At 51.8% G+C, this 19287-nt stretch carries 13 protein-coding genes; 4 read left to right on the top strand and 9 right to left on the bottom strand.

The features are described 5' to 3' along the window. Positions 1-24 precede the first annotated feature (24 nt). The 5 genes from JUE30_RS03755 to JUE30_RS03735 form a co-directional block, all read right to left on the bottom strand. Positions 25-687, bottom strand: coding sequence for a DapH/DapD/GlmU-related protein (locus JUE30_RS03755; protein WP_239061353.1), 663 nt, complete (start codon positions 685-687; stop codon positions 25-27). 10 nt (positions 688-697) lie between these two features. Further along, positions 698-1882, bottom strand: coding sequence for a glycosyltransferase family 4 protein (locus tag JUE30_RS03750; protein ID WP_203623689.1), 1185 nt, complete (start codon positions 1880-1882; stop codon positions 698-700). Between the two features lie 7 nt (positions 1883-1889). Further along, positions 1890-3080 (bottom strand): beta 1-4 rhamnosyltransferase Cps2T, encoded by a 1191-nt coding sequence (cps2T, locus tag JUE30_RS03745; RefSeq protein WP_203623688.1) that lies wholly within the window; start codon positions 3078-3080, stop codon positions 1890-1892. Positions 3081-3146: 66 nt separating this feature from the next. Continuing rightward, the gene (locus JUE30_RS03740) at positions 3147-4046 is read right to left on the bottom strand and encodes a glycosyltransferase (protein WP_203623687.1); all 900 of its coding nucleotides are present in this window, start codon (positions 4044-4046) and stop codon (positions 3147-3149) included. Positions 4047-4080: 34 nt separating this feature from the next. Then, positions 4081-5511, bottom strand: coding sequence for an oligosaccharide flippase family protein (locus tag JUE30_RS03735; RefSeq protein ID WP_203623732.1), 1431 nt, complete (start codon positions 5509-5511; stop codon positions 4081-4083). 288 nt (positions 5512-5799) lie between these two features. Here JUE30_RS03735 and JUE30_RS03730 point away from each other — a divergent pair, with 288 nt between their 5' ends. The 3 genes from JUE30_RS03730 (at position 5800) to JUE30_RS03720 (ending at position 9620) form a co-directional block, all read left to right on the top strand. Further along, entirely contained in the window at positions 5800-7146 is a 1347-nt protein-coding gene (locus JUE30_RS03730) for a threonine/serine exporter ThrE family protein (protein ID WP_203623686.1), read from the top strand. Positions 7147-7227: 81 nt separating this feature from the next. Beyond that, positions 7228-8082 carry a fructosamine kinase family protein gene (locus JUE30_RS03725; RefSeq protein WP_203623685.1) on the top strand — a complete coding sequence of 285 codons (855 nt, stop codon included), beginning with the start codon at positions 7228-7230 and terminating at the stop codon, positions 8080-8082. A 122-nt stretch (positions 8083-8204) separates the two neighbouring features. Then, positions 8205-9620, top strand: coding sequence for a glycoside hydrolase family 1 protein (locus JUE30_RS03720; protein WP_203623684.1), 1416 nt, complete (start codon positions 8205-8207; stop codon positions 9618-9620). 932 nt (positions 9621-10552) lie between these two features. On the opposite strand, the gene JUE30_RS03715 is transcribed toward JUE30_RS03720, so the two are convergent. From JUE30_RS03715 to JUE30_RS03705, 3 genes are all read right to left on the bottom strand, one after another. After that, on the bottom strand, positions 10553-11410 hold the full coding sequence (locus JUE30_RS03715; protein ID WP_203623683.1) for a collagen binding domain-containing protein: 858 nt from the start codon (positions 11408-11410) through the stop codon (positions 10553-10555). Further along, positions 11403-13727: a Cna B-type domain-containing protein gene (locus tag JUE30_RS03710; protein ID WP_203623682.1), complete on the bottom strand. Its 2325-nt coding sequence runs from the start codon at positions 13725-13727 to the stop codon at positions 11403-11405. Before JUE30_RS03710 ends, JUE30_RS03715 begins: the two co-directional genes overlap by 8 nt. A gap of 1237 nt (positions 13728-14964) precedes the next feature. Next, positions 14965-16572, bottom strand: a complete 1608-nt coding sequence (locus JUE30_RS03705; protein ID WP_203623681.1) for a hypothetical protein — start codon at positions 16570-16572, stop codon at positions 14965-14967. A 544-nt stretch (positions 16573-17116) separates the two neighbouring features. Between JUE30_RS03705 and JUE30_RS03700 the strand changes: the two genes are divergently transcribed. Beyond that, positions 17117-17362, top strand: coding sequence for a hypothetical protein (locus tag JUE30_RS03700; protein WP_203623680.1), 246 nt, complete (start codon positions 17117-17119; stop codon positions 17360-17362). Between the two features lie 8 nt (positions 17363-17370). Here JUE30_RS03700 and JUE30_RS03695 read toward each other — a convergent pair whose 3' ends face one another. After that, positions 17371-19035: a hypothetical protein gene (locus tag JUE30_RS03695; protein WP_203623679.1), complete on the bottom strand. Its 1665-nt coding sequence runs from the start codon at positions 19033-19035 to the stop codon at positions 17371-17373. Between the last annotated feature and the right edge of the window lie 252 nt (positions 19036-19287).

Here is a 19287-nt window from a genome sequence, read left to right as displayed (position 1 = left end):
ATTTCACTTCAATCTTCCAAAAAGTCACAGACGAGTTCTCACTTCTTCATTTCTCTTATCAAGCACTATAGAATTCTCTGGGATACTGTGCGTAATTATTGTTCCGGCACCAATAACGCTGCCGGACCCAATCGTCACTCCATCAAGAATGATCACATTACTCCCGATCCAACAGTTATCACAAATTTTAATTCCTTTTTGTTGCACGCCTTGTGACTTAATTGATTTCGTCAAATCTCTAAAGATATGGTTTTCGGCAAACAAACTGCACTTCGGCCCAATCATAACGTTCTCCCCAATATCAATTTGGCCTGCGCAACCGACGTAACTGTGCGGACCAATAGAGGAACCGTCCCCCATCTTCAGACCCTTTCCGAGATCTTTACCATAATAGCTCGAAGGTCTGATCATTGTCTCTCGCCCAATGGTCACGTTATTGCCAAATATTAAACCATACTCAGCCAAGCCATGAATTTCAGAGTAATCTTCAAACTTAACGTTTCTTCCACAGTGAATACGCCAGCTGTGTGTAATCTGGACATGCCTGCCGATAAACTGTAGCCCTTGGTTCTTGTGAAAAAATAACCCTCGCAAGCTACCTCTTACTACCTTTTCCAAAGTGCGCGTAAGAATTAAAATCTTATCTCGTTTGTTAAGGCCACTATGAAAATGTATAAAATCTTTCACGTCTATTCACCTACATCAAACCTTCATAAACTGCTTCAACCTCACGAACAAATGCCGACAACTCAAAGTACTGCTTTTGGCGCTGTTCAGCACTCTCGCCCATCTTTATTCTCAATTCTCTATCATCTACTAATCTCTGTACAGCTGCAGCTAATTCAATAGTATTATGGGGCTCAACCAAAATACCAGTTTTGTTCTCCACAACCATTTCTTGAACCCCGCCATGTTTATAGGCTACAACTGGTAGCCCGTTTGCCATCGCCTCTAAAACGACAGTTGGAAATGGATCTGGCGAGATCGAGGGGAGAACGAACACATCAAGTTGAGCATATATTTTCGACACATCTGACTGAAAAGGCTGCCTTGAAACTCTTTCTTTAATCCCAATGGGTAAATTGGAAATTCTAGCATCCAGTTCGCGCTCCCGCCATTCCTCACCCTCAAATGCGCTACCGACAATCATTGCATACGCATTGGCAGTACTCCCTAGAACTGGCAATACTGCATCAAGGAAATCTGACTGGCCTTTCCAAGCGTTGACTCGGCCAATCATACCAACCGTTACTCGCGCACTCACGGGTCGTTCGGAAGCCGGGACACTTTTCACGTCTGTAACCAAGCTGCCATTTATCCCGTTATGAATTACATGAATTTTGTCTTCATCAACACCGCCTGCCACCAAATGTCGCTTTGTTGCGTTGGAAACTGCAATAATCTCGTCCGAGAAATGTTGAAGTAGAAAACACACAAATTTATGGACAATTCTAGGATGTGTAATTATTTCATGTACATGCCAGACAATACGGGCTTTAGTAAATAAATATAGCCAGACGCCTTCCCACACAGCGGTTGTATTAACATGTACGATTGGAATCGAACGAGTCCTGACTATTTTTCCAATTTTGTGAGAAGCACCAAAATATTCCATGGCGTACTTGATTATTCCCAATGCATTAAAATACTTTCGCCGAACGACGGGAAAGGATAGCGTTTGGACCTCAACGTTTTCCCGAATGAGAGCCTTGGTTAGAATCCCAGCAGTAGGCAAGATTACAATTGGCAAAAACTTCTCCCGATTCAAATTTGATACTATCTCAAGGAGAATCTTGTCGGCTCCATACATCTCAGCACCGCCGTGCAGAAATAAAACCTGTGTTGGTTCAGAAGAGTCTGAATGAATATGTGAGTTGCTCATCTCTAGATCACCTCTCTTTTACCACAAAGCGAGTAAATGATGCCTCATACTCTCTAATAATTTTCTCCCAGGTAAAACGAGTCCGTACAATGGATCTAGCGTGAATAGCTCTTTCCTTGATGTCAGCATCGGCAAGTGCATCCGCCTGATTGATAATCTGACTAAGGTTACCAGGCGCCTTAGTCCAATATAATGCCGAGTCTTCAGCAACGTCTCGATTAAACCCCACATCAATTAATAGGTTCAGCTTTGTAGCAGACATCGCTTCTAATAAACTAGGATTGGTGCCTCCTACTTCATGCCCATGTAAATAGGCGTATGCGTTCTCACGAATATACTTAAGTAACTGTTCATTATAAACTGTACCAACAAACTTAATCCTTGAATCATCTTGAAAGTTCGTCTCTTTTAATAACTTGCGATAAAATGCATTTTCCTCAATATTAGCAATGATGACTAGCTCTCTCTTGGTGTTGGATTTTTTAAACTCTGAAATCATTGTTTCGTAATTATTCTCTGGCACAAAACGGCCAACGATTAAATAGTAATTATTCTCGTTGATTGAATGCTTGGAGAACCAGTCACGAACCTCAGTATCTTCGCTAGATAAATGGCTTGTCTTCAGCTCTGTGCCATAGGCAATGTACGTAGTTAATGGATGGTATTGAGGGTACTCAGTTTCAATGTACTCTTGAATCTTCCTGTTATCACAAACGACCAAGTCTGCCCACTTAATCATTAAAGATTCAGAGAGCTTCCAATACCGCCGAACTGGGTATGACCACTTGGCACGTTTCCATTCATGCCCATCAGGGTTCACATAGAATGCGCCACCTAAACTGTGAATTTGTTTGACATAGCGTTTTATAAACGGACCAATCCGACAAGCAAGAACCAAAAAAATAGGATTTTTCGTTTGACGCTGTTTTGCATCCTGTATCGCAAATTTTAGAGCAGCTATATCATAATAGATTGCTTGCGCAGGCCCAATATTGGGGACATTAATGTTGTACACATCGGCGTTGTTATAGACAAAGCGCTTCTCTGAACCACGATTGGAGTTGCTTCGCTTGGCCGCTACGTGATATGAAATATCTCTATTTTGTCGTCCTGCCGTTAACTTTTCGACAAAAGTCTCATACCCTCCATACCTCGCGGGGATCCCCTTTGAACCAATTACATATACATCTTGAACCATGACTGCTCCCTCTAAAATTTTATGATGTGAACAAATAAACTAAAGGTAGAAATTTTCCAACAAGAATTATGGCTTATATTTCGGACTGAGTCCTAGTCTGTTTAAATACGCATCCACTGTTCCGTTATAGAGACAGCCTGATACATACAGCTTATTTTGGTAGTGTGAACGTAGGATAGCCAGAAAATTCTTGAAAAAATACGCTAAGGTGAAAACCAGCGAGTGCCTGCGCTGCGTCTCATACTCGACTGTTAATTCGTTCCTAAATCCGTAATAGTTTTTCCAAGTGCCAGAATGCGTTGAGTTTAATGAATCATCATGATAGATGACGGCGGCGCTAACATTCCTAATTGTATAGTGCCGTTTTATACGCAGTGAGTATTCAGTGTCATCGAACCAAATAAAGAAGTCGGCTCTTGGAACCCCAATGGTATTGATAACTGCCATAGGGATCATGACACCAATAAACGAAAAAACGTCATATTGGAAATCTTTAGCGTAGTCATCACGATGAACTGATTCTTGTTTGATAAATGGCTTCTCACTGACTAAACGACGACGATGCAACAACTCAATACTACCGTCAGTCTTGTTCTTTACCGTTCCAGTAAGGACAACGGTCCCGGTGGTCTCCTCGACTTGAGCGAGTAACAGCCTAACATAATCGGAAGAATAAACAACGTCATCATCTGAGACGAGAACGTAATCAAGCGAAAGAGTCTGAAGAACCTTCAATCCTTCAGCAAACCCTCCGGCGCCCCCCAGATTGGCACTCAAATACTTATACTCAACATTGCTAAAGCTATCGCAATTGATCTTATTCTCTTTAGCAATGTTGTCTGATGAATGATTGTCAATCACTAATATGCTTTCAATCGCAGTCGTTTGAGTTTGCAACGACTGAAGCGTATTAACAAGTTTCTCCGGACGATTAAACGTGACAACTAACGCACCAATCTTGGTCAATATGAATCTCCCTTCAGAACCAAATTTAGCAACTTTAACGCTTAACAAACCGGGCCCTAAGAGAACCCAACTGACTGATTAGGAAATTTGGCCTTAGTAAAAGCAGGGCGACTGAATAAACAATAACCCCAGTGATTACACGAATTACCACCTTCGAGAAGTCTCCGGTTCCCATATTTCTAATGAGGAACACGGCTAGCAACATTACTAGACTACTACTAGCATACTTCCAGGTCTCTGAAAATAAACTGGCCACCCTGATTTGTTGCCTGATTCTGAGCACTTGATAGCCTGTCACCACAGCCTCCGAGACGACCGTCGCAACGACCGATCCTACTACACCAAAATATATGATAAGAGGAATATTCAAAATAATATTCGCTATTGATCCCAATACAACGGAAGTAGTATAAGGAGAATATTGACCAGTAGGCAATAGATACTGCTGACCGACTGCGTTACTAATACCAATTAGGATGATTACAACTGATTCCACACTCATTAATGTTGCAACTACGGCAAATCGGGGGCCAAAAAATAAGTTCGTAAACGGCTGTGCAACACAAATAACTCCTGCAGCCATTGGAAATGCGACCACTAATATAAGATGCATTGATAGTTGCAAAGAACTCCTAACAGCTTTTTGGTTCCCTTTTGCAAAGTTGTTGGCCACGTGCGGTAATAGCACTGTACCTGTGGCGGTTATAAATGCCAAAACCAACTTAATAATCTTGTCTGAATTATCATAAAAACCCGCTGCGCTTACTCCATCAATGGAACCTAGCATTGTTTTATTGAGTTGCAGATATACCTGAGTTGCAACTTGAGGTATCAGTAATTGAACTGCCGGTTTAATGTGAGGCTTAAGATGCAAGTCACGTAGTTTTACCTTAACAATTCTTCCACGTAAATATGGCCATAATGTTAAGTAGCCAAGAGTTTGAGAAACAGCCAGAATAAGAATATACATCCACGTGTCCGCACTTGTTTTAACAAACACAAACGTAAGAACAAGAGACAGTATGCGAACAAGGGTGCTTCTTGTTACCGTCACTTTAAAGTCTTCCATGCCTTGGAAGAACCATGAAATATCAGTAGCAGTGCCGATTAGCATGATTCCCTGTATCAAAAAGAAAATTCTGTATCGGTCGCTAAAGCCAATAAATAGTAAATAGGCAGCCATTGCGATTGATATAGATAAAAATTTAATAATAGTTAGTTCCCAAAAAATACTAGATCTGGATTTAACATCGTCCTTATGATAAGCAATTTCACGATTACCATATATGTTTAGGCCTAAACTGCCGAAAAGAATAAAATATTGTACAATCGAATTTGTATAGGAATTGACGCCTACACCCGAGGGCCCAAGTACTCTTGTGATATACGGAATTGTGACCAACGGAACAATCAGTATGAACACTTGGTACCCGGCGTTCCACAAATAGTTCTTTACGACCTTCATTAAATTATAACCCACTCATTTCCTATTAGTTTTGCATAAGTATATCACAGTTAACGCCGATATGAATTTCGAGAAACTGTCCCGGCAATATCAATACAAAAGAAACTGCGTCCAACCCAGCGAGGACCACTTTATTGGAACAAGTTCGCCTGGCCGCCATTTTTAAAGGACTGCCAGACCAAATATTGTCCGAACTAATACCGCTAATATTCCGATAATATGCCCTCAAAGCTTTCACCTCACACTTTTCGGTGGTAACCTTAACGCTAAAGTTTTTTGGAGGCGACTATGACACAGCATCAAGCATCCCCGTCCGACCTGGTGCCGGACGGCCACCATCACATGACAATCCACTGGCACAACTTCGTCAAGGACGATGAGGTGCTGGTGACGCAGGCCAGTCTGGCTGAGCGCGCCAGCATTGTCGGCCGCGTTGGGCTGATGCTGCTGGGCGCCGGCACCGGGGCGTGGCGTGTGCGTGAGGCGATGAACAGCGTTGCTCGGCCGCTGGGGCTCACCTGCGCTGCCGATGTCGGCCTGATCTCAATCGAATACACCTGCTTTGAGCACGGCCACCACTACTCGCAGACGATGTCACTGCCCAACAGCGGGGTCAACACTGACAAGCTCCACGCAATGGAAATTTTCGTCAACAACTTCGCCGAGACCCTGACCAACCTGACCGTCCACCAGCTTCACACCGAGTTGGATAAAATCGATAACAAGCGCGGCAATTACACGCCGCTTCAGGTCGGTCTGGCCTCGGCACTGGCGTGTGCGGCCTTCGTCTTTCTGCTCGGCGGCGGCCCCATCGAGATGTTCTGCGCCTTCTTCGGTGCCGGCATGGGCAACTATGTCCGGCGCCTAATGCTCGACCGCCACATCACGTTGTTCGCCAACGTCTCTGTGGGCGTGGCCGCTGCCTGCCTGACCTACGCTGGTGTGTTCGCGCTGCTGCAGCTCGTATTTCATGTCGCGGCCGCACACGAGGCCGGCTACATCGGCGCCATGCTGTTCGTGATTCCCGGGTTTCCCTTCATTACCTCAGGGCTGGATATGGCAAAACTCGACATGCGTTCCGGCCTTGAACGCGGCACGTTCGCGATCCTCACCATCGTGGTCGCGACGTTGACCGGCTGGGTGATCGCCATGCTGATCCAGTTGCGGCCGGAAAACTTTCTGCCGCTGGGGCTAAGCTTCTGGCCGCTCCTCGGCCTGCGCCTGGTGGCCAGCTTCTGCGGGGTCTTCGGGTTCTCGCTGATGTTCAACAGTCCGGTCAAAATGGCCACGACCGCCGGTATCATCGGGGCTGCCGCCAACACGCTGCGCCTGACTTTGGTTGGCTTTACTGTCCCGGCCGCGGCCGCTGCGTTTCTCGGCGCCCTGCTGTCCGGCCTGCTGGCGTCTTTGGTCAATTCAAAAAATGGCTACCCGCGCATTTCACTGACCGTGCCCGCTATTGTCATCATGGTGCCCGGTCTCTACATGTACCGGGCGATGTTTAACCTGGGCATTTCGAATCTCGATGTCGGCGGCACCTGGCTGGTCCAGGCCGCGATGGTCGTGGTGGCGCTGCCCCTCGGGCTCGCCTGCGCGCGCATACTCACCGACAAGAGCTGGCGTCACGCCGATTAACCTAGATAATGCACCGTGCTGAGCCGCCCGCTCAGCACTTTTTTTATTATTCCGCGTTAGAATTGAGGCGAGGTGATCGGAATGGATGAAAAATGGCTCGCACAGCTCCCCATCGAGCCAGTAACTTCGTATCAAGGCGTTCACGGCGGCGACGTCAATCAGGCGTATCACCTGCACACTGCCAAGCGCAACCTGTTCCTGCTGGTGCAGCCAGGTCAACCAGCGAGTTTTTACGCCGGTGAAATCGCCGGTTTGAACGCGTTCCAGAACAATGGCATTAACGCGCCGCACGTGTTGGACAATGGGGCCATCGCTGGCGACGGCTATTTACTGCTGAGTTACATGACCAGTGGCACTGGCGACAAGGCGGCACTCGGTCATTTAGTTGCCAAGCTCCATCAGGTCAATAGTCCGACTGGCCGCTTCGGCTTCGATCAGCCCTATGCCGGCACCTCAGTCAGTTTCGACAACGCGTGGACCGATACCTGGAAAGCACTCTTTGTCGATCACCGCCTGGACGTGCTCGATCAGGCACTGACGCGCAAAGGCCTGTGGAACGCTGACGACCATGCTCGGTATTTGCAGGCGCGCGCCAAAATTGTTGCCGCGCTGGCGACACACAAAAGTCAGCCCGTCCTGTTGCACGGCGATCTGTGGTCCGGCAATTTCATGTTCACGGCAGATGGCCAGCCTGCGCTGATTGATCCGGCGGCGCTATATGGTGACCGTGAGTTCGACATGGGCATCACCACCGTGTTCGGCGGCTTCAACGACCGCTTTTACCAGGCCTATGCGGCGGACCTACCACTCGAACCGGGCGCGGGCAAACGGCTCGACTTTTACCGGCTATACCTGCTCATGGTGTACCTGGATAAGTTTGGCAGCAGCTACGCGCGGCCGGTGAGTCAACTCTTAGGTAGAATCATTACAGGATGAGGCCAGTCGCATAAGGGCTTCGTGTGCTGCCCTTTGCAACCTGTTTTGAAAGCGGCTTCCATCAGTGGTTAAATGAACTTAGCGTGTATTCGGCGCATTAACTATTCTTGGAGGCAGAACTTATGAGTGTTTTTCCTAAAGGATTTCTGTGGGGCGGCGCCATTGCCGCGAACCAAGCGGAAGGTGCCTGGCAGACGGATGGCAAGGGCCCGTCGATCAGCGATGTGACCCCGCACGGCTTGGGCGGCGAGATCGACAAAAAGCCCATCCCTGGCAAGTACTACCCGAACCACGAGGCCATTGATTTTTACCACCGCTACCAAGGCGACCTGCAGTACATGCAGGAAATGGGCTTCAACTGCTTCCGGACGTCGATCGCCTGGAGCCGGATTTTTCCCGACGGCGAAGAAGCCGAGCCCAACGAGGCCGGCCTGAAGTACTACGACGACCTATTTGCGACCATGCACAAGCTGGGTATGGAACCCCTCGTCACCATCAGCCACTACGAGACCCCGCTGGCGCTGCACGATAAGTACGGCGGCTGGACCGACCGCCACCTGATCGACCTGTACGAAAAATACTGCCGCGTTCTGTTCACGCGCTACGGCAAAACCGTGCATTACTGGATGACGTTCAACGAAATGAACAATACCCATACCATCCCCTTCGCGGCCGCCGCGATCGACGTCACCGGCGACGTCGACCACAAGACGCAGCAGATGTACCAGGCCGAGCACAACATGTACGTGGCCAACGCCAAGGCGGTGCGGCTGGCCAAACAGCTGATGCCAGACGCACACATGGGCATCATGCTGTCGCTCAGCCAGGCCGCCGTGTACCCGGCGACCCCGGCGCCCAAGGACGTGTTCGGCGCCATGCAGCTGCAGCGGCGCACGTTTATCTCCGCCGACGTTCAGCTGCGCGGCGAGTACCCCGGCTATGCCAAGCGCATTTTCAAGGAGCACCATTTTGAGCTCGACATGGGCCCAGATGACCTGCAGCTGATCCACGACTACCCGTCTGAGTACCTCGGCTTCTCCTACTACCGCTCCTCAACTTACGCCGATGGCACGCCGATCTACGGCGACACCGGCGGCGTGGTCGGCCGGCCAAACCCGTACCTGAAGTCCACCGACTGGGGCTGGCAAATCGACCCACTCGGCCTGCGCTGGATCTGCAACCTGGTTCAGGACCGCTATAACTGCCCGATGTTCATCGTCGAAAACGGCTTGGGCATGAAGGACAAAGTCGCCCCTGACGGCAGCATTCACGACCCAGAGCGCGCGGACTACTTGAAACAGCACGTACAGGCCATCGGTGAGGCCATCAAGGACGGTTGCAACATCATGGGCTACACCTGGTGGGGCCCAATCGACATCGTCTCCGCCGGCACCGGCCAGATGAGCAAGCGTTACGGCTTTGTCTACGTTGACCGCGACGACGAGGGCCACGGCACCCTCGCTCGCAGCAAGAAGGACAGCTTTGAGACGTACAAGCAGATCATCGCCAGCAACGGTGAGTGTGTCTTTGAAAAGTAGCGCAATAACGGCGCGACTGCTTCGTGATGAAGCGGCCGCGTCGTTTTAGTACCCGTGAAAAAAACTGGCTCGTGAAATCAATGAGTCAGGTTCGCCATCGTACCCGCCGGTATGAAACCAGTACCGCGATCAGCGGCTATCAACCAAATGAACAAAAAAAGCGTCTCCCAGATACCTAGGATTCGCCATGTTGCCTATCGCTCAAACACGCGGATCAAATCCTCGCAACCGAGGTCACGACACTCCCGTCAAGGCTTCCCCCGAAACCTTCACTAGCAACAAAATCAGTATAGCTTTTTCACCAAATATATCAACTCGATTATCGCAAAGGATGATTTTTGAAAACTGATAACAGCGTGAAAGCTTGACCACGTGTGGTCAAACCCTCAAATTATATTTTATGGGGTAATGCTTATGCTGGTCTGATTTGGAATATGCCCATAAATGGGCTTTATAAATATACCATCACTTACCGCAGATAAACATCGGCAAAGCTTGGCACATCAATAACGAGGTCCCAGGCTCACAGATATCATAATAATTTTTCATTTTGAGAATATATGCCGCCAGTTTGCGGTTTTTGACCATTCGGTTGGGTCGATATAGGTCCCTGCGTGTCGAGATTTGTTGATCAAGATAACTATTTTATTCATCTCTGTCCCTGCTTCAGAGGGAAGATTCCCAGCGCGGCGGGCAGCTGGGGTGACGCCGGGCAACGCCTCTATCATGAATACAAATAGTATCGGATACTGGGGTTATTTATTATTTTAAATGTCCATTATTACTTTTTTGCCAAATTTTAGTAATAATTCAGAAAAATACAGTCGTTTACGATATGCAAACACCTGCCAAGATGAGTTCGTGCGCGGCCGCTGCTGCCATGTCGAGCGCGTGAACGTTTGGCTTCAACCTGTCGCGGCACTTGATAGCGTCTAGTTGCGGCTCTGCGGGGCTTTTTTCAATGCAACGATAAGCGCCAGCATCAGTGCCCCAAGTGCAGTCAGGCTCAGCGCCCAGACGCTGCCGGTTTGCGGCAACCCCACCCGCTTCGGCCGGTTGGCAATCTTCAGTGGTGCGGTGTCGGCGGCGGTCACCCCTGCCCGGACCGTGAAGGCAACCGGCACATTGAGCACCTGATAACCCCGGGGGGCTCGCACCTCAACCAGGCGGTACTGGCCTGGCACCAGCCCGTCAATGACAAAGCGGCCACCGTGATCAGACTCCAGGTGGCGCCACTGGTCCGCAGCCAGGTGCTGCCCAGCCCGCCAGTCCCCATGAACGGTCAGGGTTTGGCCGGCGAGATTTTGAACCACGAACACGGCGCCGGCCAGTCCGCGCTGAGTCGTGCCATCGACCTTGCGAAAGGCCTGCCCGCCAAATCGCGGCCGGACGGCACTTTTCGGATAAAGCTCAAGGTCGCCCAGCGCTGGCAGGGTCACGACCATCGTTTGGCTGTGCTGGCCAGCCGGGCCTTGCACCTGAACGAATTTGTACACCGCCAGGCGGCCAGCCTGCGCGCGCGGCAAGCCCGGAAAGTCGATGCGGCCGGCCCGGTCGGTGCTCCCTTGGACGATTTTGCGCCCACAAATGCCCTTGGCGATGCGGGATTGCGCGTGGGTCCCGCCGCCCAGCGCCCAGTATGGCTCCGTCACGTCGTAAGCGGCAAAAGTGACGCCCGGTTCGCCGTGGATCCTCACTGTCGCCGCGTCAGCCGCCTGGTTTGGCGCGGCTGCCAAGCCCATCAGCACCAGCACCGCAGCCACGAGCCCTTGCAACCAGTGTTTAGTCATGACTCGTCACCACCCTTCGCCGCACCCAGGTGGCCAGGCTCAGTATGGCTGCCAAACCCAGGCCCCAGGCGGCCAGTTGTCGCCACTGCCCGAAACCGGGGCCGCCGGTGTGAGGAAGGACCGGCTGCGGCTGATTCTTGCACGTCAGCGTCAGTATGTCCGTTTGATCTAGGGGCAGGGCATGGCCATCGACGGTCACGGTGTAAGCCGCTGTTCCGTCGCCGTCTTCAGTTGCGTGCCCGGACCCCGCCCAATCCGCGGCGGTCACCACCACTTTGGTGACTTTGCGATTCAGCTGATACCCAGCCGGCGCCTGGATCTCTTGCAGATAATACGTGGTGTTCGGGCGAAACGTTAAGGGTGCTGCGAAGGTCAGCTGCCCGCTTTGATCGGTGGTCGCGGTTTGACTGTCTTTTGCCGCCACCTGGCCACCCGCCAGCGTCTGGCCCAGCCAAAACGTTGCCCCAGGCAGCGCGGCGTGCGTTCCCACGGCTTCCTTGCGCAACCGCAGATGCCAGTCGGTCGGTCGATACGTGTTGGTCAGGGTGGTCAGGCGGGGCTGCGTGTCGTCGCTGGCGACGGTGTAGCCGGCGCCAGGCCGAACTTCCCGCGCAAAGTAGCGAGACGCCTGACCGCGATCATGAAACTTGGGCAGCCCAGTCCAGGTGTATTGCCATTGGTTTTCGGCCTTCAGCGTTACCGGCGCCCCTACCGCCTCCGGCTGAGTGGAATCGCCGCGGTATAATTGCACCGCGACTTCGCTCGGGCGGTGGTCTGGCCCATAGTCCCGCCACCGCTTTTTGACCTGATACTCGGTTTGAGCGGGCTGATGCGTGTTGGTGATCGTCAGGCCGTCTGCACCAGCAACGGCCGTGTAGCCGCCATTGGCCGGCAGGACCTCTTCGGCCCGGTAATGGATCAGCTGACCGGCCGACGTGAACTTCGGCAGTCCAGTCACTTTGACCGCCTGCTCCCTCGCACTCTGGTCGGCGGCCACCTGAATGACCCGCACCGGGTCCGATTGCTGATCAGAAAAGACGTTGAAGGTCAGTGTCGTTGGTCGCACTCCGTCCCGATTGGCATCGTCAGCCCAAATTTTGTGAATGGTCAGATCGGTGGCCGCCAGCCACGGATTGTAAAAATTGTGGGTCTCGGCGCCGCCGCGCTGGTGGAGCGCATGGGCGAACACGTAACCGTTGATGTTGCCGGAATTCCAAACAATTGTGGCCTGGGGGGCAACCAGGCTGCCGGCCACCGCGGTCGCTGCCTTCGTGTACTGGTCGAAATAAGCCTTGTCGTACAGGTCCTCGCCGTTCTTGCCAACCGGCCCTGCGGCGCTGGCGTGAATGTCCGGCGCGGCGTGGTTCGCGCCGGTGTAGTTGGTGACCTGCGTCGCGTTGGGCAGATAGAACAGCACGCGACTGGCTACTTTGGTCGCCGGGCCGTTTTTGTCGTTGATATCCAAAACCTGCCCGTGATACATGGCCGTTTGGTCGAAAACGACCTTGGCCGCGGTGGTCGTGAAAATGATCTCCTTGGTTTGCGGATCATCAATCAAAGCATCCATCTCGCCCACCTGCGGCATCGCCACCGTATCGCTGCCCGCCGGCGGATTCACGGACACCACGTACACATGCGGGTCCGCCTGGCTCGGCCGCAGGGTCAAGTCCCCAGCCGACACAGCCCCAGTGTCGCTGGTGGCCGCCACGTCAGCGTCAAGCCGTGCGGTCATCGCTTGCTCCTGCTGGGTCAGCTGGGCAAACGTCCGCGTGAGGCGCGCTGGCGTCATCAGCTTCACCCCGGCCTGCGTTTCGACTTGCGGCTGATCAAACCAATAGGGCGCGGTCGCCGCCGTGGCCAACCAACCGCGCGCACCAAGTTTTCCTGGGTCGCCGGGTGTCCCAATCACCTGCGCGGACAGCTTCCCCGAATAGCTATGGATCTGGCCGCCAATCAGCAGCGAAAGCTTGTTACGGGGGTTCAGCTCCTGCCCGACTCCGTTAGTCACGTTCCCGAACATCGCCCCGTAGTTGAAATGCCCGGCCGAGTGATTGACGCCAATGGCCGGGATCTTCGAGTCGCCTTGAATCGCCATTCCGCCTTCTGCATCGGCGGAATCAGCGCTGTGATCGCCCGTCAGAAAGACGTTATAGAGGAACAAATCCGCCTCATCCCCGGGTTGCACCATAGTTGGTGCAGCATCAAAGTCCCCGACCACCGCCTCGTCAGCAGCGACGGTGAGCACCGGTCCCACACCGGCGCTCACCACCAGCAGCGCCAATACCCAACGCCGCCAGTGGCCCATTAACCCGCACATCGTGCCATCCTCCCTTCAATTCGTTCTCATCCAAAGCCGTCTACCCCAACATTGGTATACGTCGTCTGAGAATTGGTAGATACCAATTTTACACTGGCCATAGCTTACCCGCGGCCGAAAACCCTGTCAACCGCCTTCGCCGAGCGTTCTGGTAGACCACTATCAGCCGATTGCATAACACCAGGGGAACCTCTTTGGCCGTTTTAATGAGGATTAAATTTCGATGTGTTCAAAATGGTGGCGCTGTTCTGCCCTCGGGGCAGTCCTCTCACGGCCAGCGGCGCGACCGCCGGTAAGGCGGCACTCGGCCACGCAATTAATGGGTACCTAACCGCCAAATTTATTCCCCTATTGCTTTTGATTTAGACCAATCGCCAAATATTTTTTTACGCGTGGCCAGGCTCTGGGTGCCCTGCGTTTCGGCTCAGGCCGATTGGCCTACTGCCGCCGACCGCCGCCTTCACCGCGGACGAAAAAGGCGCGATCGCATTGCGAGCACGCTCACCAGCATCGGCAAAATAGTCAGCATGACGATGACGTACACAGCCCTGACCCGCAGCCGAGAATACACGAGGCAATGCGCCCAGGCGCGCTGTTGGCAAAACCGGCCGGCGCGGCGGCTGCCGCGCCAGACCCGGCTGCAGCGAGATCGTCACGGGGTTTCAGCTTGCTCCTCGTAAATCGTGAATTCACCACGCAGAACCGACAGCCGAAAAAATTCACCCGCTTCTGCCCAATTCTCGGAGAAACGGACACGACATATTTAAAAATTGGCGCAATCAGCTTGGCAAGCCCTTTGCCCACAAGGCTTTTCGGCGATTGGTCAAATTTGACCAGAATATTACTTCACATAGCCCCCGAAAAAGTTTGTACCTACCTTTTTCATATTTCCACATTTTACTCAACCCCTTGCCCCGCATGGCTTTTCGCTTCTAGCCGCGCATATTTTTAAATTTGTCGTGTGCGTTTTCAGGCAAAACGGCCATGTGGTCACATTTTTTTCGGCCATCGCCAAAATAACTCGGTCTCACCGGTTGGCAGGCGGTGAACGGCACCACTCGCAAGTAATCACCCAATCACGTCAAATTCGCGCCCCATCAAAAAAACGACGAACCTGCCTAGGACCGCGCCGGCTCGCCGAGACACAAAGCAGCATCGCACTCAACGCGCACACAAAAACCGGCCCTGGCGTACGGGACCGGTTTATCGCTGCTCAGCGGCGAGGCCGCGCATAACATTAATTTGCCGCATCCGAAACGGAGCTGGCAATCGTCCAAGTCATTGTCGACTGGTATTGTGCCGCCTTGATCGGCGTGGCCGGGGAGGGAATGCTCATCGTAATGTTCGCCAGCTCCGTGCTGATGTTATCTTCAACAGCCGCGGTCGAATTATTGTAGAACAACCTCGGCGCAGCGCCTGAGGTCACGTTAACCGTCGACGACCGCAGTGAATTGGCGCCCAACTGAAGCACACTGTTGAACGTCGCGCTGGGGTCACCATCCATGGTCCACGGACTCATCGACACGTAGATTCCCATTTTAGGATTCAAGCTGGCAGTAAGGGTGATGGCGCCTTGCGCAAGATGATCCCCTGCGAGTGAATCCAGTGAGATCTCGCCGAAGTCCAGCCGCCCCCCAACGGTCAAACGATCCGGGGTGCTGGTTGGCCAGACCCCGCCATCATTCACAAAATTCGTGAGCGCTTGCCGCTGAGTGGTCGACATCTTGGTATTCTTATTAAGTAATGCCTGCACCGATGCCACCGTTAACTGAGATTTGTAGTGGTCGATGGCCGCGGGTCCCATCTCGTCAGGCGCCTGTTGGAAAATCGCGTTCACAGAAGCGTCGTTAAGGACCAACCCGCCGGTTTCCACATTGAGGAAAGGGATCAAGTCGTGAAGGGTGTTATAGTCCGAGGTGTTCCAATTGGCGCCAGAAACATCGCCCTCCCCTTGATTGTTGATCACTGAGGCCAACCAGCCGTTCAGCATATCCGTCATCACGGTCATGGGATTGCCCGCCAAATCGAGCTTGGTCAGAGTAGCGGCGATTGCCGGCGTTGACCCCCAGGGAAAGTTATCGATATTGTTATTGGACAAGTCGACTTCCGTGATGCGTTGATCAGCCGTCACGTGAAACAAGGTGCCATTCAGTTGCCAGGTCTGCGACAGCGTCCCTAAATTGTTATGGGCCAACGTCAGGGTGCGCAGATTGGGCAACCGATCAGTCTGCATCAGCGAAAGAATCATCTGGGCTTTGTTGCTGTCAGAGACCTGGGCCGTGACCCCAGTCAGGTCGACTCGAGTCGCCGACTTGGCACTGGCAATGATCTGGAACAGAAAATTGACCGCCGGATACTCGTTCGCCCCTTTAACAAACAGCGTTTTGGTGGCAAGCGACCCGTTGGCTGCGTCCACCGTACCGGCAGCGTTCGCGCTATAAACTGACGGGTTGATATCAACGGCATGGGTGATTGAGCCCTTGCTGGAAGCGCTGATGTCCTCCGCACCGGCGATCCACTGACCCACGGTATTATCCGGCTTGGACGTTGACGCGCCGGTCCCGGTCCGCGTGGTATCCGCCAAGCTGACACTTTCGAGCTGCGCCACGTCACCCACGGTGAAATTGGCCGGCGTCTGGTGCTTTTGCGCAGGCGTATCGCCATCCGCATAGCGACTATTATCAATGATGACCTGAACCACATCGGCCGGGATATGATAGTCGGTCAGGAGGAATTGATCATACGTGGCTGAGGCATCATCTGCCTGAGTGATCGCTGGGTGAGTCCAAATCACTGCCAGTAAAATGGTCGCCAACAGCACCACTACTCGTTTCCAGTACCGCATTCAAAATTCTCCTTTCCTCGTTATTCAAAACCCGGCAGTCAGCCCTGTCGAGTCAGTTATTCCTACGTCTTTAGACGTACCTTCACCACTATTAGGATTAGTATAACAAGAATCAGCACTGACGCATCAAACAAACTACCGATTTCAGAAAATGGAAGCGTTCATATGTTGGCATCTCTTCATTAGCCAAACTCACCTTTCATCATCAAAGTCAGAATACCCGAAATCATTCAAAAAGGCCGACCCCAGCGCAAAGGTTGGCCTACTATACTGTAAACGGGTTAGCTCGAGTCAACCGAAGAAACGTTGGCCAGCGTCCAGGTGATGGTCGTGACATGAGCGGCATCCGGCCTAATTAAGACCGCCGAGGCATTATCAATTGTCAGATGCACCAGATTTGTCGCCTTAGAGCCCCCATAGGCGACCTGCCCTTCAACCTTTTTATCCGTTGCTGGGTTGACGTAAAAAGGGCTACATGTCCAGTGCTGTCGTTGGTGTTAAGATAACAGCCTGACTCGTCTTCGCATGCAGCGCATTAGTCCCGATGAACGTAAAACTAGCATTAAAGGCTGTCGGCAACCGGATTTCTCGTATCATTTCAGGCGGCGCGCACCGGAGCCGGATTAATCGTCGCCATCTGCTGGACATCAGCGATTGTAAAATTGGTGGCCTCCTGCTGCTTGAAGGCTGGAGCCTGATCATCCGGACAGGCACTATTGTTCAATGTGACGTCAATGACCTGATCCGGGATCCCATAGTCAAACAGCGATATGCCACTGGCTACATCTGACTCATGATCTAATGTGATTGGGCTGACAACGAATTGCCAATTGTCCACGTGATGACGGTGGAATAAGCGGAACCTGGCTGAATCAAACCAGCTGAAGCCTTATCAATCAGCAGCTCCACCGAATTCGAAAGTGCGTTATTCGTTGAATCACTGGTACCGCCGTATGTGACGGTCTGGGTGTCCACCGCCCCAGTACTATTCCTGTAAAATGTCTGTGCTTGGGCACTTGGGATTAGCGTAAAGTCCCCGTCGGAAGCGGAACGAAAGGCATTCGTCCCGCTAAAAGTTAAACTGGCATTAAAGGCGGTCGGGCCGGTCCAGTCATCCATTTGGGCGGATATTGTACCACCTGGCCACAGTACTGCCGCAATGACGAGGGCATCAACGGTCGGTTGCGGGTCAGAAAGCGCGCTTAGCGGCACGGAAAATTTCAAACTACCGCTCACCTGAAGAAAATCGGGCCCATAAATTGCTTCGTTTAAATAGTTAAAGGCGATGTCTCGATTATGCCCTGTAATCACACTGCTGTTGTCTACGATAGTCGCCAAAATCGCCTTCGCCGTTTGGGAATTCATGTTTTCGTAATTCGCTATTATCGCTGCCAGACTGATTTGACTCGGCACCTCTTGCATGATGATGCTATTCAAGGCTTCACCCAACACAATGGTCCCATTCGTGTTATTCAAGAGTGTCTTCAGCCAGTCCATCCCATTTTGGACGTCCCGGGGCATACCAGACATATCCCCTGTGCCGTGGTTCGTTAGAACCACGGTGTTGATCACTGCCTGAAGACTATCAGTGACGACATTAATCGTATTCCCAGACAGATCCAAATCCGTCAAATAAGCCTGAATCGGAAAGTCAATCGTCCAAGGAATAGTGGGAATGCCGTTATTTGACAGGTCAAGCTTGGTAATACGCTGTGAGTCTGTGACACCAAATAAGGTTTGGTAGCTCTTCGCCAAGTTATACAAAATCTGCGTAAGGTCCCCTAGGTTGTCATGGCTCGCAATTAGATGATCTAGGTGCGTCATACGATTCGTCTGAAACAACGCCATCACGCTTTGCGCCGTTGAGCTGTCGGTAATCAGGGAGGTGACACCATCTAAATCAGCGAGCGTTGCGTTATCTGCGCTAGCCACAATCTGGAATAGCAGATTGACCCACGGCTTTTCGACATGAGTGTCAATCGTAATCGTCCTGGTCAATAATGTCGCTGGTTCGTTGCTGGAACCGACCGTGACCACATCGTTAGTGTTCTGCGCATAGCCATCCCGAGCAAGATCAATGTTGTCTTTTGACCCTGAATCAACCGCATTTTTGATTGCCGTAGCGACCACGGTATCGTCAGTCGGCTGATCATCTGGGTCGCCAGAGACCATATTTCCATCCGCGTCATAGGTAATATCTGCCAAGCTGATCGTCTTGAAATTCTCAACGTCACCGACTGTGAGGGTTCCCGTATTAAAATCCTTTGAAGCGAGGTTGCCATTCTGGTCAATGCTGTTATTAAGCATGACTTGGATGACGTCTGTGGGGATTCCATAACTTGCAACGGTAAAATCGTCATAGTCAGCAGCTTCAACCCGCGTCGGCGCCGATGCGACCCATGACAACACAAACAGTAGTGACCCAATCAGCATGAAAAGCCATTTTTGCCAGCGTATGCTCATAATCCCCCCTCCTCTCCACTCTTATAGCAAAACCTGGCAATCTGCGTCAACGACGCCAATGCCAGGCTACACCCAAAACTATTGCTTCTTACGGCGCTTTAACAACACTATGATCAGCACCCCAGTTTACAATTCAAGTGCAACACCTTAGCGACTAGACCAAAAAGGCCATGAAGACCTATTCTTGTTAGTGCAACCAGACAAGAAAGCAGGAATCTTCATGACCCACTCTCAGATTAACACTCACAAGCA

The organism is Lacticaseibacillus sp. 866-1 (genome assembly GCF_016861825.1).
Classification (GTDB): domain Bacteria; phylum Bacillota; class Bacilli; order Lactobacillales; family Lactobacillaceae; genus Lacticaseibacillus.
Note: the sequence above shows the minus strand (reverse complement) of the source record. Positions and strands in the feature narration are given on the sequence as shown.

Coding starts and splice junctions, on each gene's coding strand:
- JUE30_RS03750 (WP_203623689.1), bottom strand. CDS start 1,882: ATGAGCAACTCACATATTCATTCAGACTCTTCTGAACCAACACAGGTT.
- cps2T (WP_203623688.1), bottom strand. CDS start 3,080: ATGGTTCAAGATGTATATGTAATTGGTTCAAAGGGGATCCCCGCGAGG.
- JUE30_RS03735 (WP_203623732.1), bottom strand. CDS start 5,511: ATGAAGGTCGTAAAGAACTATTTGTGGAACGCCGGGTACCAAGTGTTC.
- JUE30_RS03730 (WP_203623686.1), top strand. CDS start 5,800: ATGACACAGCATCAAGCATCCCCGTCCGACCTGGTGCCGGACGGCCAC.
- JUE30_RS03725 (WP_203623685.1), top strand. CDS start 7,228: ATGGATGAAAAATGGCTCGCACAGCTCCCCATCGAGCCAGTAACTTCG.
- JUE30_RS03720 (WP_203623684.1), top strand. CDS start 8,205: ATGAGTGTTTTTCCTAAAGGATTTCTGTGGGGCGGCGCCATTGCCGCG.
- JUE30_RS03715 (WP_203623683.1), bottom strand. CDS start 11,410: ATGACTAAACACTGGTTGCAAGGGCTCGTGGCTGCGGTGCTGGTGCTG.
- JUE30_RS03710 (WP_203623682.1), bottom strand. CDS start 13,727: ATGTGCGGGTTAATGGGCCACTGGCGGCGTTGGGTATTGGCGCTGCTG.
- JUE30_RS03705 (WP_203623681.1), bottom strand. CDS start 16,572: ATGCGGTACTGGAAACGAGTAGTGGTGCTGTTGGCGACCATTTTACTG.
- JUE30_RS03700 (WP_203623680.1), top strand. CDS start 17,117: ATGAACGTAAAACTAGCATTAAAGGCTGTCGGCAACCGGATTTCTCGT.
- JUE30_RS03695 (WP_203623679.1), bottom strand. CDS start 19,035: ATGAGCATACGCTGGCAAAAATGGCTTTTCATGCTGATTGGGTCACTA.